Below are 16,199 nucleotides of genomic sequence, written 5' to 3'. Positions count from 1 at the left end.
GCTTTTGCGGGCTTTATTTTTAGTATTCGTTAATTTTTCTATGGACTAAAACTCCTCTAATTTTGATAAGCGAGCAATGCATAGCCTCTCGCGCTGATCAAACAACCGCTTTGTACACAGAGCAACCGCCACAAAAGTACCAAACCCTGTACCAGCAGCAATAGTAAACATAATCAAAATTTGATATTTCACTGCGACTGTGGGGGATGTACCAGCTAGTATCTGCCCAGTCATCATACCTGGCAGAAATACAATGCCGGCTGCAGCCATCGAATTGATCGTTGGCATTAATCCCGCGCGCATGGCATCCCTGCGAAATTCAATACTGGCTTGCCGCCAGGTCTCACCCAGCATTAGGCGGTTTTCAATAATATCACTTGAACGCCGCATACTTTCTGTTAGTCGATCCAGGCCCAGGGCAACTCCGGTCATGGTATTGCCCAGAAGCATTCCCAGCAGGGGAATAGAGTATTGGGGTTGGTACCAGGGCTGAGGACCGATTAGCACCACTAGACTCAGTATTGTGACGCTAAATGCGGAAACCAGCATGGATAAAGTGCCAATGGCAAAGCTCCAGCCTCCGCGCAGGTGATATTTTTGCCGCGAGACGACTTGCTGCCCGGCAAACAGTAACATCGCCAGCCCTAACAGGCTGACCCATAACAGGGTGCCTACGGCGAATAGCGCTTCCAGTATGACTCCGACAAGCGCCAGCTGTATCGCTGTGCGCACCGCCGCAATAATCAGCGGTTTACCGAGCTGTAATCGGGCAATATGGGTGCAAATTGCCAGGGCGACTACCAACCCCGCAGCCAGTGATAACTGCCACCAGGAAAGATCGATCATACTCATTTAGATAGTTCCCGCTCCACAAGACAGCTGCCTTGAATTTCAATATGCCTGCTGGCTACTCGTTGGATTTGCTCTCTATTATGCGCCACCCAGATGACAGGGTATTGTTGCTTGCTGATTTCACCCATAAGCCATGTTTCTACTTTACGCGTAGTATCTGCATCCAGATTGGCAGTAGGTTCATCCAGTAAAAGTGCCTGTGGAGTGTAGGAAAGCGCACGAATAAGCGCTAAACGCTGTTTCTCCCCAGAAGAGAGCCGGCTTATCTGCCATTTTGTTGCCTCCTCGGGAAACCCCAATATTTTTAACGCTTGCCCCATCGGCTGATTAAAGTGTTCGCCTACCGTCTCGTACCACCAAGCACTTTGTGCCGGTACCAACATAACCTGGCGGCGCCACTGGTGACCAGACATAGACTCTTGTAAATTATTGCCAAGAGAGATCTGGCCGTTGTGAGGATCGACATCGGCGATGGCACGTAGTAAGCGGCTTTTACCAGATCCTGAGGGGCCAGATAAGCAAACAACTTCGCCTGGTGCTATAGCTAGATCTACTTTCTGAAGTAAATCGTTACTCAGATTTTCTATATGTAGTTTAGACATGACTCTTGCTGCTTACTTCTATTTATTGGGTTTCTAGGCTTCTTAAGGGCTGAGGGATGCCCCTGTTCTCTATAAATAAACCTGCTTCGATATTATAGCCAGAATATTAATTTTCCTGATGAAATAATTTGGAAGCTAAATGCCATATTAATTGGTTAAATTTTTCATGCTAATATTTTTAGCGGCTGCTATCTGTGTCAGTTGTTAATGTGATTTCAGAATGGGTTGATAGGGGCCGGATTTATGAGCCTCACTGGAGGCCTATCTTCTTTTGGTATGCATGAACTCTGATAAAGAATAGCAAGCTCGAAAAAGTGTTAGGTGAAAATCTCTCCGTAGGGAATTGTGCGGGGGTCTGCCTATAAAAGCGGCTGAATCTAGTGCTGCTTTGAAAATATTTATGTAAGTGGTTGGTTGAGGGTGCTTGAGAAAATTTTGAAGATATATTGTAAAAAAACTTTATGATCCTGTTTGCTTTGGGTAGAAGAAGCTTTTTGTTGCTAAAAAATTTAATTGTTGCTTTGTTTTAAAGGTAAAAAAGAAGTGTCAAATTGAATATTGTCGAGTCCGGTGAGTATATTGAATTAGTGTTGTTGAGGGGGTGGATGCATGCTTGTGTAGGTTTTTGCTTTTTATTTACTTAATGTAACTATAAATATGAGTTAGTTTAATTGGTTTTTTCACCTAGTTGGCTGCTTTTCTAGGTCAAGAAATAAGTTTCTTAAAAATGCTTGGATATATCAATCTTTCGGCTGTCTTTTCAGTTAAGTCAAGTGTGATATGCCAATTTGAGGTTAATCTTAGAATCAGTGAAATGGGTTGACACAAGACGGGTTCTTAGGTGGAAGAAAAGAAGCATGTAATGTACTTCTGGATAGCATATCCAGTGTATATGGCTAGTTGGGTAAAGGGAGATTGACTGATAAGGCAGTTAGGCCGCGGTCAGTCATGGATTAAGTGGAAACTACTGATGAGACTTTGGGGCTCAATGCTTTATGAAGACTTGCCTGAGAACCAGTTAGTCTAGGATTTGATAGTGGCGTAATGAGTGTCAGTCATCACAAAATTTATCCTAAAACCACCTGATAGACAGGAAGGGACAGAGGTCCTAAGGTAAGCCTTACAATAGATCGAATGTCTAAAACAGTATTTCCCCAGAATAGGGGAGGATTTTATGAAAACGCAGGATAAGCGTATCACCGCTGAATTCCTCGCTGCTCAGGCTGCGGGTTCATGCCGAATAGAAGGCCTCAAGGTGGCTCCTGAAGAGGAAGAGCGGATGAGAGATATCATTTCTGGAAAAGTTGATGCAGAAGAAGATATTCAGAAAATAGTGGATGCCTTCAAAGTTCAAAATACCAAAACGAAAGAATAAATTTATTAGCTTTTAGACCATTAGAGTTTTGAGACATGGATGCCTACGCTCAATATGATATTTATGAGTACGATCCGTACTTGTTGCACAATTCAGAATGCCTAAAGAACTTGTTAGGATTTACTGATACGTCATCTCTTAATGAAGCGGAAAGGGTGATCACTCAGCGCACATTGGCAGATCTGATAGCCTCTCCCGTGACTCCCACCTTTGATCTTGTACATCTATGTGAGATCCATCGACGCTTATTTCGACATGTGTACCCATTTGCGGGGAAAACAAGAAAAGTAGAGATTAGTAAAGGTAAAAAGTTTGGTAGTGAAGACGAGCGGCTCGTAGAAAAGCAAGCTTGGCGGTTCTAGCAGGCTCTTCAAATAGTCCAGCATGATGAAGGGGTTCGTTGCTCTTCACACCTTACCCTTTCAATCAAGTTCGCCGAGCGTTCACTCTGCTTTTAGGGAACTCTAAACAAAAGCCTCATTTTTTAGAGCTCCCTACGGTATATATGTAATCAAGAGTTGAGTGAAAAGTAGGTAATCAGGATTGCTTTGCCAAGTATGAAGTTTTTTGAAGATCTTGATGTTGTTTACTCGGCATATAAAAGATAGTAGTTGTTGCTTTAAAACAAGAAAAAATTTACTTTGTAAAAAATTAATAATAAGCGACTTATGGATAGTTAAAAGGCTTTAAGCTTGTAAGTAGAAGCTTTTGCCAGAGATGAAAGTGTTGCAGAGCTAATAAGCTTGATCTACTTCTTATAAGTTTTGCTGTGGACAGGTAACCAGGTTCAGGCTTGGGTCTGGCAACCCCAGTAGATGCAAGTTGCAGCAGTCTATAGTCGAGTAGCCGGGTGAAATAATTTTTGCTTTCAAGCTTACCGATGTCGAGGTTCTTCCCAATCTAGAGATATTGGCCTAGCAATAGTAACTTAACCCCCTTTGAACCTCCCGCCCCAGTCCGCCATAATCCGCTCCTTCCGAATCGAATAACGAGTGCTGTATGACCGACACCTCTGTCTATGAGGCCACAGAGCGCCTGCCGTTAAAGGAGTACACCGAGAAGGCGTACTTGGATTACTCCATGTATGTGATCCTGGATCGCGCCCTGCCGAATATCGGTGACGGCCTGAAACCGGTGCAGCGGCGAATTGTCTACGCCATGAGCGAGCTGGGCCTGAAGAATACTGCCAAGTATAAGAAGTCCGCGCGCACGGTTGGCGATGTGATCGGTAAGTACCACCCCCATGGCGATAGTGCCGTGTATGAAGCGATGGTGTTAATGGCACAGCCGTTCAGCTACCGTTACCCGTTGATTGATGGCCAGGGCAACTGGGGCTCGCCGGATGATCCCAAGTCCTTTGCCGCGATGCGTTACACCGAGTCGCGCATGGGCAAATATTCGGAAGTGCTGCTGTCGGAACTGGGCCAGGGCACGGTGGATTGGCAGCCAAACTTTGATGGCACCATGGATGAGCCCTGTGTGTTGCCGGCGCGGGTGCCGAATATCCTGTTAAACGGCACCACCGGTATTGCCGTGGGTATGGCCACCGATATTCCGCCGCACAATTTGCGCGAAGTGGTCAACGCGACGGTGGCACTGCTGGAGAATCCCAAGGCCACAGTGGAAGAGCTGTGTGAGCATATTCTCGGTCCGGATATGCCCACCGAGGCGGAGATTATTACCCCGCGCGAAGACATTCGTAAGATTTACACCAGCGGTCGCGGCTCTATCAAAATGCGCGCCCTGTGGAGTAAGGAAGACGGCGATATTGTGATTACCGCGCTACCCCACCAGGTGAGTGGCGCGAAGGTGCTGGAGCAGATCGCTCAGCAGATGCAGGCGAAGAAGCTGCCGATGGTGAGCGACCTGCGCGATGAGTCGGATCACGAAAATCCCACCCGCCTGGTGATTGTGCCCAAGTCCAACCGGGTGGAGATGGAGTCGGTGATGAATCACCTGTTCGCTACCACCGACCTGGAGCGCAACTACCGGGTCAATATGAATATGATCGGTATCGATGGCCGCCCGCAGGTGAAGTCCCTCGATAAGATCCTGCGCGAGTGGTTAACCTTCCGCGCCACTACCACGCGCCGCCGCTTGCAGTTCCGCCTGGACAAAGTAGAGAAGCGCCTGCACCTGTTGGCCGGCTTGTTGGTAGCCTTCCTCAATATCGATGAAGTGATCGAGATTATCCGTACCAGCGACGAGCCCAAGCAGGAGCTGATGGATCGCTTCGAGCTGACGGATATCCAGGCGGATTACATCCTCGATACCAAGCTGCGCCAGTTGGCGCGACTGGAAGAGATGAAAATCCGCGGTGAGCAGGCAGAGCTTGAGAAAGAGCGCGATACCCTGACTAAGACCCTGGACAGCGAGCGCCGCCTCAAGACCCTGATCAAGAAAGAATTGCTGGCTGCGGCCAAGGAGTTCGGTGATGAGCGCCGTTCGCCCATTGTAGCCCGCGAGGAAGCCAAGGCATTTAGCGAATCGGAGCTGCTGTCTTCCGACCCCATCACCGTGGTGGTTTCTGAGAAAGGCTGGATTCGTGCCGCCAAGGGCCATGAGATCGATGCGGCGGCACTGAGCTATAAGGCTGGCGACAATCTCGGTTTTGCCGCACGCGGCAAGAGTAACCAGCCGGCGCTGTTGCTCGACAGCACTGGGCGCAGTTATTCCATCGCGTCCCATACCCTGCCATCGGCGCGGGGCCAGGGCGAGCCGTTGAGTGGCCGTATTAACCCGCCCTCCGGTGCCACCTTTGAGGGGCTGTTAATGGGGCCGGACGACCAGCGGGTTCTGTTGGCCTCCGATGCGGGCTATGGCTTTATCGCAAAACTCGCCGACCTGCAGTCGCGCAACAAGTCGGGCAAAGCCATGCTGACCCTGCCCAAAGGTGCTCAGGTCTTGCCGCCGCAGTTGTTAGATAGTCCCGAAGAGGCACTGTTGGCGGCGGTAACCTCTGAGGGTCGCATGCTGGTATTTCCCGTCACAGAGCTGCCGGAATTATCGAAAGGCAAGGGCAATAAGATTATCAATATCACTGCCGCGCGGGCTGCCAGCCGCGAGGAAGTGGTGGTGGGAATCGCCGTGTTGGAGGGTAAAAACCAACTGGTCGTGCATGCCGGTAAGCGCCATACCAAGATCAAGATCTCGGAAATGGAGCACTACCGCGGTGAGCGTGGCCGACGGGGCAATAAGCTGCCACGGGGTTTTCAGAAGGTCGATAGCATCGAGGTGCTGGAAAAATAAGCCCTTACTGATGTGGCACGGTAAAAGCGGTCATTGCGACCGCTTTTTTATTGCCAGTTTTTAGTATTGATAAGCCGCGCATTGATGAAATAATAAGCAGGCTTATAATGAGCGCCCTCAAAAAAAAGGGGTGAGACTATGTCAGGGATGGACGGGTCCGGAAAAGACAGCGCAACTGAGATGAGCTTTGCGCTGCACAGCGCGGCACGCCTGCTGCGGCGTAACTTTGACCGCCGCGCACGGGATCACGGCCTCAGCGATGCCCGCTGGCAGGTGCTCTGGCATCTCACGCGAGAGCAGGGACTGAAGCAAACTGCACTGGCGGGACGCCTGGAGATGGCACCGATCAGCCTGGCGCGCCTGCTCGACAAGTTGCAGGGCGAAGGGCTGGTGGAGCGACGGCCCGATCCACAGGATAGGCGCTGTTTTAGGATTTATCCGACCGACCGGGCACAGCCGGCTATGGCGCTGCTGGGAGACCTGGCGGAGGAGACCCGCAGTCACGCCTTGGATGGCTTTACTGCGGCGGAAATAGGACAACTGCAGACGCTGCTCGGGCGGCTGCGCAAGAATCTGGTAGGCGAAGAGATTGAATGTGACTGACAAGCTGCACCTGAAGCTAAAGCCGAGTGCGATGCGCAAGCTGGGGGCCGCCCTGGGATTGGCGTTTGTCGCCCTGGCGGCCGGCTGGAGCCTGTATGGCGGCGGCGATATCGTCGAGACGCAAAACGCCTATGTAAAGGCGGATAAAGTTTCCCTGGCACCAGAAGTTCATGGTGTGGTGACCAAGGTGTTGGTCAGTGCCAATGAGCCGGTTTTTAAGGGCCAGTTGTTGATTCAAATTGACCGCACGGCTTATGAGCTGGCGGTGACCGAAGCTGAGGCGCGCCTGGCTCAGGTGCGCAATGATCTGCTGGCGCGCCGCGCCGAATATGCCGAGGCGGATGCCGCCCTGCAGCAGGCGCGCAAAGATGCAGATTTCTACCGGCGCCAACTGGAACGCAATGAAAAACTGGGCAAGGTGGCCTTCTCTGAAGCGGAGTTGGATAGCGCCCGCCAGCAGCTGGAGCGGGCCCGCGCGCAGATCACCATCAATGCGGAAAAGCTCTCCAGTCTGCGTGCCGAGCTGGGCGGCGACCCCAGTGTGGCCCTGGAAGAGCAGGCCGACCTCAAGGTGGCCCAGGCGCAGTTGGACAAGGCCAATTATCAACTGTCGCGTACCCGTATTATTGCACCTATGGATGGCGTGATCGCCAATACCCTGCCACAAGTCGGAGAGATGGCCACCGTCGGCGAGAGCCTTCTGTTTATGGTGGGCACCAGCGGCCTGTGGGTAGAGGCCAACCTTAAAGAAACCGAGCTGGCGAGGGTGCGCACGGGCCAGCAGGCGGAGGTGACCCTCGATGCCTACCCGGACTTTGAATGGCAGGCCCAGGTGGACAGCATGAGTCCGGCCAGTGGTAGTGAGTTTTCACCTACTCCGCCGCAGAATGCCAGCGGCGAATGGCACAAGGTGGTACAGCGGGTACCGGTGCGCTTGCGCCTCTACCCCCTCAAGGATGCGCCGTCGCTCCGTGCGGGTATGAGCGCTAAAGTGCGTATCGATACCAGTGAGGATGCCAAGGTAGTATCCGCACGCGCCTCTACCGATGAGAGTGGCAGGGTGGTTCTCTAGAAGCACTTCAGTGGCTGGGATTTGCGCTGTGCGATGGAGCGGTCGATTTGGCTGTCAGAATCTGACTAACCAGTGGCAGCCGGCCAAAAAAAAAGGCCCGCAATGCGGGCCCTGTAATTTACTCTTCGACTCTGTGCCAGGTCTGGGTGCGGTAGAGAAAACCGAGGTACCCACGCACTTTCAGGGTGTTGTCGTTTTCCAGCCAGAGCTTGCAGTCGTACACCTTGCCTTTCACCGGGTCCATAATTTCCCCGCCTTCGTATTTCTTGCCTTTCTGCACCATATTGGTGATCACGTCCATTCCTACCAGAGGCTTGCCCTTTAGGTCACCAGGGCAGTTCTCGCAAATGGTGTCATTGGGCTTCAGCAACAGCTGAACGATCTTGCCGAAGTACTTACCGTCCTTTTCATAAATTTCCACGATGGATCTGGGCTTGCCGGATTCGTCATCAATAGTGCGCCACTTGCCTACAACATCTGCGGCATTGGCCTGCAGGGCGAACAACAGGCCGAATGTGGCCAGGAGCAGGTTTCTGATCATCTGTAGGTTTTCCTCTATTCAGTGGGTGACCCAGATCTTACAGCAAGTCACTTGCAGCGACACCGCATAAGTCATCATCGGGTAAAAAAATAACCGCATACAGACGACATTTGACCGCAAATACCAGCAATTTGTTCGCAAGTTGTACCAATTTGGCCCTATTAAGAGCTACAGCTCAGCGGGATACGCTTGCCGGATTCTGGGGGAGCGCTGGCCCAGACTTCGTGTTGAGGGTGCTCGTCAAATGGGCTCTGCAGTAGCTGGCGCAGGTTACGCAAGGGTTGGTAATCACCGATTTCGGCGGCTTCGATAACCTTCTGCGCCAAGTAGTTGCGCAATAGGTATTTGGGGTTTGTCGCCAGCATCGCTCGGTTGCGGGCGCAGGAATCACTGTGCTCACGCGCCAGGCGTCGATCGTAGTGCCCCAGCCACTGCTCAAGGGCGCTGTGCTGAGCCTCGGCGAGACATTCCTGAAGTCCTTGGGCGGGACGCTCTCCGCGGTAGCGGGATAGGGCGCGGAAGAAGAGGGTATAGTCCGCTTCCCCCTGTTGTAACAACTGCAGTAGGTCTGCGCAGAGTGCCTGATCGCCCTCCTCCTCGGTGGTGAGCCCCAACTTGGCGCGCATCCTCGCAGCAAAGGCATCGGTCACCTGGGGTTGGAACTGCTCCAGGCAGTCTCGCAGTGCCTCCACACTGACAAAGCCGGAGAGAGCGTGGGCCAGGGCATTCAGGTTCCAAAGCACCACACCGGGCTGCTGCTCGAAGGCGTAGCGGCCGGTATGGTCCGAATGGTTGCAGATAAAGGTGGGGTCGTAGTCATCGAGAAAGGCATAGGGGCCGTAGTCGAAGGTGTCGCCGATAATCGACATATTGTCGGTATTCAGTACGCCGTGGGCGAAACCCACCGCCTGCCAGCCCGCCACCAGTTCAGCACTGCGTCTGGTGGTAAAGCGCAGCATGGCCTCTGCCTGTTCACCGATACTGAGTTCTTGGGAGTCGGGGAGAAAACGCCGGCAGATCTCGCCGATAAGCTGTTGTTGGGCCTGCAGCTGCTTGGTGTAAAACAGGTATTCGAAGTGACCGAAGCGTACATGGCTTTCGGCCACGCGAATCAGCATGGCGCCCTTTTCAATTTGCTCGCGGGTTACCGGCTCGTCACTACCGACGATACTCAACGCGCGGGTGGAGCGGATGCCCAGGCCACTTAGGGCCTCGCCGGCGAGATATTCGCGAATGGTGGAGCGCAACACTGCGCGGCCGTCGCCAAAGCGGGAATAGGGGGTTTGGCCGGCGCCTTTCAGATGTAATTCCCAGCTTTTACCTTGGTGTTCAACTTCCCCCAACAGCAGGGCGCGGCCGTCGCCCAGATCCGGGTTGTAGACGCCGAATTGATGGCCTGTGTACTTCATGGCAAAGGGTCGACTGCCGTGAAACAACTTGGCACCACACCCCAGTTGGGCCCAGTCGGGGTTGTTCGCCTCAGCGGCATTGATACCCAGCAGCTGCAGCACAGGGGGATTGATATCGATAAGCTGTGGATGCTTGAAGGGAGTGGGGTTGATGCGGCGGCCAAAGGCATCGCCCATATCGGCGTAGCGGTGGCTGAGGGTAACTTCGCTGAGTTTCATAGATTTTGGGTTTGGGCTAAAAATAAATGTTGCCAGGCATGTTACCGGCATTAATCGCTATTCGCAGGGACGCTTATACCGCAAGTAGGCGTAGAGGGCGTGTCTGTGATTGCCAGTGCTGCTCCTCCTGGTAAAGCAATTCCTCTATCGCCGGGCTGCTATCCAGCCATTCACGCTCAATTTGCAAGCGATAGGCATCTCCCTGGTCTGCCAAGTTGATTCCCCGCAAAGTGCGCTCTGTGCGGTCGCGGTGAATAATACTGGCGAGGCGCAGGCACAGCAGTAAATCTGGACTTGGGTGAAAACCGTAGTGTTCTTTTGGCGCTTTAATAGGCCCGCGTTGATTGCGCACTAGGTAGGCCAGGTGTTCCTGCTCGCCATTGGAGAACCCGGCCATATCCGCGTGCTTGATCATGTAAGCACCGAGCTTGCGAAAGCTGCTGTGGGTGAGTGCCAGCCCCACTTCGTGTAGCTGGATGGCCCAGCGCAGTCGTTGCCTTCCCTCCAGCGGGTATTCGGGGCGCAATTGCTGCAATAGTTTGAGGGCGGTGTCGTTCACTCGGCGCACTTGGTTCTGGTCAATCTGCCAGTGCTGTACCACAGCGTCTACAGTACTGGCACGGCGATCGCCACCGTGCAGCCGCCCCGCCAGGTCATGCACTATGCCCTCGCGGATGGCATAGGGCGAAACCTCCATGCGCTGGATATCCAATTCACAGAAGATGGCGTGCAGGATTGCCAGGCCGGCGGCGAATACCGGGTGCCGCTCCTCGTCGAGATCGGGCAGCTCCAGTTCGGCGATATGCTCCACCTTGGCAACTTCTTTGGCGAGACGGTCGATATCCTCGTGCACGATATCCGCCACCTCTCCTCCATTCAGTACCCGTGAAACCGCCTTCACGCTGCCAGAGCAGCCGATAACTTCCGCTTCGGCGGCAATGTGTTGTAACCCTTGCAACTCGGCGCGGGCGGCGCGCTGTGCGCGCTTAAAATGGTTGACGGTATTTTCACTGATCAGGCCATCGGCAAAAAACCGTCTACTGTAGGAAACGCAACCCATTTCCAGACTTTGTAACTGTTGGGGGGATTCGCTGCCGCGCACCAGTTCGGTGGAGCCACCGCCGATGTCGATAATGCAGCGAAGCCGTGGTGGGCCGTCGGCGGCGGCCATTACGCCACTGTAAATCAGGCGTGCCTCCTCAATACCGCTAATAATTTCCACGGGCACGCCGAGAATGGATTCGGCCTCTTCGAGAAAACCATCGGCATTAGCCGCGGCGGCGCGCAGGGTATTGGTACCGACGACGCGAATATGATCCACCGGTAGTTTTTGTAGTACAGGTTGAAATCGAGTGAGAGCGGCCAGGGCGCGCTCCGATACCACGGGGTTTAGGTGGTGGTGGGCGTCCAGCCCCTCTGCCAGTCTCACCATGGCGCGGTCGGTATGCAGGCGTACCATACGTTGATCGCGAAATTCCGCTAACAACAGGTGGAAGCTGTTGGAGCCGAGGTCGAGCGCAACGTAGCGCTCACTTGGTGATTGCATCGACATCCTTAGGCCCGTGTTAGTTAAGACGGCAAGCTACTCTACTATTAACTGTATAACCTTGTGCTCATGTTGATTATTTCAATCTGGCGGGGTCTTCCCCCTGGTTGTGACGAAAATGCGCGTAAATCTTCCTTTCGCGAGAATAGCTCGTCATAGGTTGATGCCTGTGCCCCTATAAGTTGTTCGATATGTACTTCCCCTAAATTGGCATCGAATTCTTGGGGCAGGGAAATTCACTCCGGTTGAATATGTTTTACAAACCTTCAATACCTAAAGATATCCCTCTATACCCAAAAGAGTTGAGCTGGTTGTCCTTCAATGAGCGAGTGCTACAGGAAGTTGAAGACGAAACTGTACCCATTATTGATCGGGTGCGTTTCCTGGGAATTTTCTCTAACAATCTCGATGAATTTTTCCGTGTACGTGTAGCAGATGTGCGTCGTCTTGCCGCGTTCGCAGGGGCTGAACAGGAGAAAAGACATTTTGCCAAACTACTCGGGCAAATTAATGAGCGTGTACTGCGCCTGCAACGACGTTATGCACGAGCTTACGCTAAAGCACTGGCAGATCTCGATAAACACAATATCCATGTAGTTAGGGAAACCACGCTAACTGAGCACCAACGCACCTTTGTCGAAGAATATTTCCATCGGGAAGTGTTGCCAGAGCTGGAGCCTTTTTTTATTGATGACCTTGATACTATGCCGCTGCTTAATGAGGCGAGTATCTATTTTGCCATTTTTCTGCGTTTAAAAGATGGTATCCAGCGTTATGCGGCAATGGAAATTCCCACCAATACTTTATCGCGTTTTGTTGTGATTCCACCCCGTGAGGGAATGCGTGAAAAAGTATATATTGTTCTCGACAATATTATACGGGCCTGCTTGGTGGAGGTGTTTCGCCAGGTTTTGCCGATTCGCTCGGCCAAAGCGTATATGTTCAAGATTAGCCGTGATGCTGAGCTTGAATTGGGTGAGCAGATAACCCAAAACCTCGTGGACCGTATGGAGAAATCTCTCAAGAGGCGTAAGCGCGCCGATCCAGTGCGCCTTGCTTACGATGCAGAAATGCCTGAAGTGCTCCTAAATATGGTGAAGAAAAAATTAAAAATGGGGCGCTATGATACTTATACACCCGGTGGGCGCTACCACAACTCCAAAGATCTAATGAAGTTCCCCGCAGATTCTGGGAGTTATATCTATAAGCCACTATTACCGCTGCCAACGTTACCTGGTAAGGGGGGCGCCTTTGCACATATTCGCAGTGCCGATCGGCTTTATTATTACCCTTATCATGATTTTCGCGTAATCACCAATTTGCTCGCATCTGCAGCAATTGATCCACAGGTGCGAGAAATTCGGATCAATCTCTACCGGGTTGCAAAGAATTCACGGGTGGTGGCTGCTTTGATCAATGCCGTGCGAAATAATAAAAAAGTTATTGCCGTTGTTGAGTTGCGCGCGCGATTCGATGAGTTGGCAAACATTCACTGGTCGAAGGAGCTTTCCGATGCGGGGGTAGAGGTTATTTATGGTGTTCCAGGATTGAAAGTTCACTGTAAATTGATTTCTATTCTTCGTCGAGAAGAGGGTAAGGATAAGCTTTACAGTCATTTGGGAACAGGAAATTTTAATGAGAGTACTGCGCGAATTTACTGTGATTTTAGTTTGTTAACTAATAATCAGGAGTTGGGCCAGGATGTCTACAATGTTTTTGAATTTATTCGACGTACTCGACGTCGCCCGGTATTTCAGCATGTCGCAGTTTCACCTCTGACAAACCGTGCAGCGCTTTTGGGGGCAATAGATCGAGAAATTGAGGCGGCAGAAAGGGGCGATAGAGCTGAGTTGTTTTTTAAGTGTAATAACCTGGTGGACAGCCAGGTAGTGGAGCGGCTTTATAGTGCAAGTGCCGCAGGAGTAAAAGTAAGAATCATTGTGCGAAGTATGTGCACCTTAGTGTGTGAGACAGCGGGTCTTTCTGACAATATTCAAGTTGTCAGTTTGGTAGATAAGTTTCTGGAGCATGCGCGTGTTTATATATTTTATAACGGTGGAGAGGAGATGATGTGGCTCTCTTCAGCAGATCTTATGACTCGTAATTTAGATCACCGGGTGGAAGTGACTTTTCCAATTATGAATACTGATCACCGTGAGACGATTCGAAAAATTTTGGAGCTGCAATGGAGTGATAATCAAAAAGCTCGGATTGTGGATGCGAGACAGAGTAATACTAAAATTGCCAACTCTGGCAAAAAAAACTGTCGTTCCCAGGATGCTATATACCGCTATTTGAAGAAGCAGTCTGACGCTTGAACTTAGTTGGTTTCGACAAGAACTGGTTTGCAAGCTTTAAAAGCACTCACAGTAATTTGGCTCACTTAGTCCCGGCTGAACCCCACCAACTTTCCTCGACTGAATGAAAAGCGATAGCGTTGTCCGATTTGCAGCCATTCATAGCAAGTCGACTGGATAATCATACGAGGAAACTGTGGGGTAACTACCCAGGTCTGGAAATCATTGCCAGGTCCTCGCCCGATCAGCCAATAGTAATCCCCTCTTTTGCAAAAGGCGCTGGGTGCGCAGGGCTCGCTACCCCAAACATAGGCCAGTACATCGTATTGCATTGGCACACTGGCCTTTTCCTGAAAAGGCTGGGGTTCACTGCCGGTGAAGGTGTAGAGGTTGTCGAATGGAATTGGGCGAAATCCCTGTGCTGGAGTTGCGCAGCTGACTACTTGGGGTTTTCCAGTGATACGGGCGTGAGGAGGCGGCGCCTTTTCCTTGCCGGGAATGGTCATTTCACTGGGCAGATAACCGCAGCCACTGGCCGTTAATAGAGCCAGGGCCGCTAGAGTTGCGGCCCATGCAAGTATGCGCACTGATCACCTATTCGAATTGTGGGGGCCTCCTACCAATATAGCCATAGATTGAGTGCTTATTTGTTGCGGGCGATGGCCGGAGCACGGCGATGGAAGCGCCACTTACGCCGGTAGGGGAAGGCGCTCTCCACATGCCCGGCGCGGATACGGTCTTGCAGGCGCCTCCAGTATCGATAATCGTAGAGGTCGCTGTGCAACCTCTCAAAAGCTGAGCGCGCGGTGGGATTACCGGAGAAGAACAGGCGGAACTCCTCGGGGAAGACGTCCGCTTCATCCACGGTGTACCAAGGTTTGTCTGCCAGTTCCTGCTCGGGTGTTTGCGCTTCGGGAATCTTGCGGAAATTGCACTCCGTCAGCGGGCACAGCTCGTCGTAATCGTAGAAGACCACGCGGCCGTGACGGGTCACACCAAAGTTCTTAAGAAGCATATCGCCGGGGAAGATATTGGCTGCCGCCAGTTGCTTGATGGCATTGCCATATTCCTCCATGGCTTCTCGAGTTTCCTCTTCGTTGGAGGTTTGTAAATAGAGGTTGAGGGGCTCCATGCGCCGTTCTACATAGAGGTGCCGGATAATTACCCACTTCTCATTAATGACCAGTTTGGAGGGCGCTACCTCCTGTAGCTCACGCAGTAGTTCCTCACTAAAGCGATTGCGATAGAAGATGAAATTGGTGTATTCCTGGGTATCGGCCATACGCCCAACACGGTCTGAGCGGGATACAAATTTATATTTCTCCCGCACAATTTCTTCGGTGACGGTTTTCGGGCGATCGAAGCGATCCTTAATGACTTTGAACACCACTGGATAGGAGGGCAGGGTAAATACGCTCATTACCATGCCTTTGATGCCGGGTGCTATCACAAACTGATCGTTGCTCACCTTCATATGTGCAAGGATATGGCGGTAGAACTCGGTCTTGCCGTGCTTGTGGAAGCCGATGGAGTTGTACAGCTCCGACTTTTCCTTGAGCGGCATAATAGTGGAGAGAAAGCGTACGAACCGCGAGGGGATGGGCGCATCCACCATAAAATAGGAACGGGTGAAGCTGAAGATAATACTAGCGGAATCATTGCTGTGCAGCAGGGTATCCACAAAAATACCACCACGACCGTTATTCAAGCAGGGCAGAATAATAGGTACCACTTCGCCATTAAAAATCATGCGACCCACTAAGTAGGCGGCCTTGTTGCGGTAGAACACAGACTCCAGCATATCTACACGCAGCTGTTTCTCATTCTCCAGCTTGGCCAGCGGTGCCTCGCGTAAAAGTGCACAGATATTTTCGATATCCCGTTGCATATTTTCCCAGGGGGCGGAAAAGCTGAAGTCTTTGAGGATGTCCTCGATCATATATTCGAGTCCATCACGACCGCTATAGCTGATATAAATGCTGTAATCCCGCAGCGGTTTGTCATCTGGTGCGCGAGAGGGTTTGACAAAAATATTTTTGTCGTGAATATCCGCGTGTCGGAATTGGCTGCAAAAGACCGAATTGAAGAAGGTTTCGGCAATCTCGTAGTTGCTGTGATTGGCGATTAGTTGTGCGTAGGTGGCACGGGCATCCCGCCACAATTCTAGTTGGCTGGTGTCTTTACTGGTAACTGAGTGCACCAGTTTGAGCACCTGGTTGACCTTGGTTTTGTACAGGTCGATGCGTTCCTTGTTGGCCTCATGTGCGGCCTGCCAAGAAGCGGTCTCAAAGCGCGCCTTGGCGCCCAGAGTGATGTTCTGATAGTCTGCGAAATACGCATCAAAACCATTCAGGATGGTCTTCGCGATGCGGCGGGCGGTCGGTGAGTGATTGGTCATGCACTAGACTTGGTTTTTGAGTTTCAGATTAAGCAT

Annotated in this window: 12 protein-coding genes; 5 read left to right on the top strand and 7 right to left on the bottom strand. The window is 51.7% G+C overall.

Annotated features, from left to right (window positions below; translation table 11 throughout):
* Positions 1-45: 45 nt before the first annotated feature.
* On the bottom strand, positions 46-852 hold the full coding sequence (locus ACJJI0_RS12700; protein ID WP_444882865.1) for an ABC transporter permease: 807 nt from the start codon (positions 850-852) through the stop codon (positions 46-48).
* Positions 849-1,454, bottom strand: a complete 606-nt coding sequence (locus tag ACJJI0_RS12695; RefSeq protein ID WP_444882864.1) for an ABC transporter ATP-binding protein — start codon at positions 1,452-1,454, stop codon at positions 849-851. Before ACJJI0_RS12695 ends, ACJJI0_RS12700 begins: the two co-directional genes overlap by 4 nt.
* Before the next feature lie 1,174 nt (positions 1,455-2,628).
* On the opposite strand from ACJJI0_RS12695, the gene ACJJI0_RS12690 reads away from it, so the two are divergent.
* The 4 genes from ACJJI0_RS12690 to ACJJI0_RS12675 all read left to right on the top strand — a co-directional run bounded on the left by ACJJI0_RS12690 (position 2,629) and on the right by ACJJI0_RS12675 (position 7,753).
* On the top strand, positions 2,629-2,829 hold the full coding sequence (locus ACJJI0_RS12690; protein ID WP_444882863.1) for an antitoxin VbhA family protein: 201 nt from the start codon (positions 2,629-2,631) through the stop codon (positions 2,827-2,829).
* A gap of 999 nt (positions 2,830-3,828) precedes the next feature.
* The gene (parC, locus tag ACJJI0_RS12685) at positions 3,829-6,078 is read left to right on the top strand and encodes a DNA topoisomerase IV subunit A (protein WP_444882862.1); all 2,250 of its coding nucleotides are present in this window, start codon (positions 3,829-3,831) and stop codon (positions 6,076-6,078) included.
* Between the two features lie 138 nt (positions 6,079-6,216).
* Positions 6,217-6,681, top strand: a complete 465-nt coding sequence (locus ACJJI0_RS12680) for a MarR family winged helix-turn-helix transcriptional regulator (protein ID WP_444882861.1) — start codon at positions 6,217-6,219, stop codon at positions 6,679-6,681.
* A complete protein-coding gene (locus tag ACJJI0_RS12675) occupies positions 6,674-7,753 on the top strand; it encodes an HlyD family secretion protein (RefSeq protein ID WP_444882860.1) in 1,080 nt (359 codons plus the stop codon). Before ACJJI0_RS12680 ends, ACJJI0_RS12675 begins: the two co-directional genes overlap by 8 nt.
* Positions 7,754-7,871: 118 nt before the next feature.
* Here the strand turns inward: ACJJI0_RS12675 and ACJJI0_RS12670 are convergent, their stop codons facing one another.
* The 3 genes from ACJJI0_RS12670 to ACJJI0_RS12660 all read right to left on the bottom strand — a co-directional run bounded on the left by ACJJI0_RS12670 (position 7,872) and on the right by ACJJI0_RS12660 (position 11,468).
* Positions 7,872-8,294, bottom strand: coding sequence for a DUF2147 domain-containing protein (locus tag ACJJI0_RS12670; RefSeq protein ID WP_444882859.1), 423 nt, complete (start codon positions 8,292-8,294; stop codon positions 7,872-7,874).
* Positions 8,295-8,455: 161 nt separating this feature from the next.
* Positions 8,456-9,922, bottom strand: coding sequence for a protein adenylyltransferase SelO (locus ACJJI0_RS12665; RefSeq protein ID WP_444882858.1), 1,467 nt, complete (start codon positions 9,920-9,922; stop codon positions 8,456-8,458).
* 73 nt (positions 9,923-9,995) lie between these two features.
* Complete coding sequence (locus tag ACJJI0_RS12660; RefSeq protein WP_444882857.1) at positions 9,996-11,468, bottom strand: Ppx/GppA phosphatase family protein; 1,473 nt, start codon at positions 11,466-11,468, stop codon at positions 9,996-9,998.
* Between the two features lie 251 nt (positions 11,469-11,719).
* On the opposite strand from ACJJI0_RS12660, the gene ppk1 reads away from it, so the two are divergent.
* On the top strand, positions 11,720-13,786 hold the full coding sequence (gene ppk1 / locus ACJJI0_RS12655) for a polyphosphate kinase 1 (protein WP_444882856.1): 2,067 nt from the start codon (positions 11,720-11,722) through the stop codon (positions 13,784-13,786).
* Positions 13,787-13,851: 65 nt separating this feature from the next.
* On the opposite strand, the gene ACJJI0_RS12650 is transcribed toward ppk1, so the two are convergent.
* Together ACJJI0_RS12650 and aceK are read right to left on the bottom strand one after the other, a co-directional pair.
* A complete protein-coding gene (locus ACJJI0_RS12650; protein WP_252083413.1) occupies positions 13,852-14,352 on the bottom strand; it encodes a hypothetical protein in 501 nt (166 codons plus the stop codon).
* Positions 14,353-14,408: 56 nt separating this feature from the next.
* Positions 14,409-16,163, bottom strand: a complete 1,755-nt coding sequence (gene aceK / locus ACJJI0_RS12645; protein ID WP_252083412.1) for a bifunctional isocitrate dehydrogenase kinase/phosphatase — start codon at positions 16,161-16,163, stop codon at positions 14,409-14,411.
* Between the last annotated feature and the right edge of the window lie 36 nt (positions 16,164-16,199).

Source organism: Microbulbifer mixtoriginis (SeqCode), assembly GCF_052466695.1.
The sequence above is the reverse complement of the archived record's forward strand: the minus strand, read 5'-3'. Positions and strand labels throughout refer to the sequence as shown.

Excerpts from the sequence above, each read along its gene's own strand:
- parC (WP_444882862.1), top strand. The coding sequence starts at position 3,829 with ATGACCGACACCTCTGTCTATGAGGCCACAGAGCGCCTGCCGTTAAAG.
- ACJJI0_RS12700 (WP_444882865.1), bottom strand. The coding sequence starts at position 852 with ATGAGTATGATCGATCTTTCCTGGTGGCAGTTATCACTGGCTGCGGGG.
- aceK (WP_252083412.1), bottom strand. The coding sequence starts at position 16,163 with ATGACCAATCACTCACCGACCGCCCGCCGCATCGCGAAGACCATCCTG.
- ACJJI0_RS12665 (WP_444882858.1), bottom strand. The coding sequence starts at position 9,922 with ATGAAACTCAGCGAAGTTACCCTCAGCCACCGCTACGCCGATATGGGC.
- ACJJI0_RS12690 (WP_444882863.1), top strand. The coding sequence starts at position 2,629 with ATGAAAACGCAGGATAAGCGTATCACCGCTGAATTCCTCGCTGCTCAG.
- ACJJI0_RS12695 (WP_444882864.1), bottom strand. The coding sequence starts at position 1,454 with ATGTCTAAACTACATATAGAAAATCTGAGTAACGATTTACTTCAGAAA.
- ACJJI0_RS12680 (WP_444882861.1), top strand. The coding sequence starts at position 6,217 with ATGTCAGGGATGGACGGGTCCGGAAAAGACAGCGCAACTGAGATGAGC.
- ACJJI0_RS12670 (WP_444882859.1), bottom strand. The coding sequence starts at position 8,294 with ATGATCAGAAACCTGCTCCTGGCCACATTCGGCCTGTTGTTCGCCCTG.
- ACJJI0_RS12660 (WP_444882857.1), bottom strand. The coding sequence starts at position 11,468 with ATGCAATCACCAAGTGAGCGCTACGTTGCGCTCGACCTCGGCTCCAAC.
- ppk1 (WP_444882856.1), top strand. The coding sequence starts at position 11,720 with ATGTTTTACAAACCTTCAATACCTAAAGATATCCCTCTATACCCAAAA.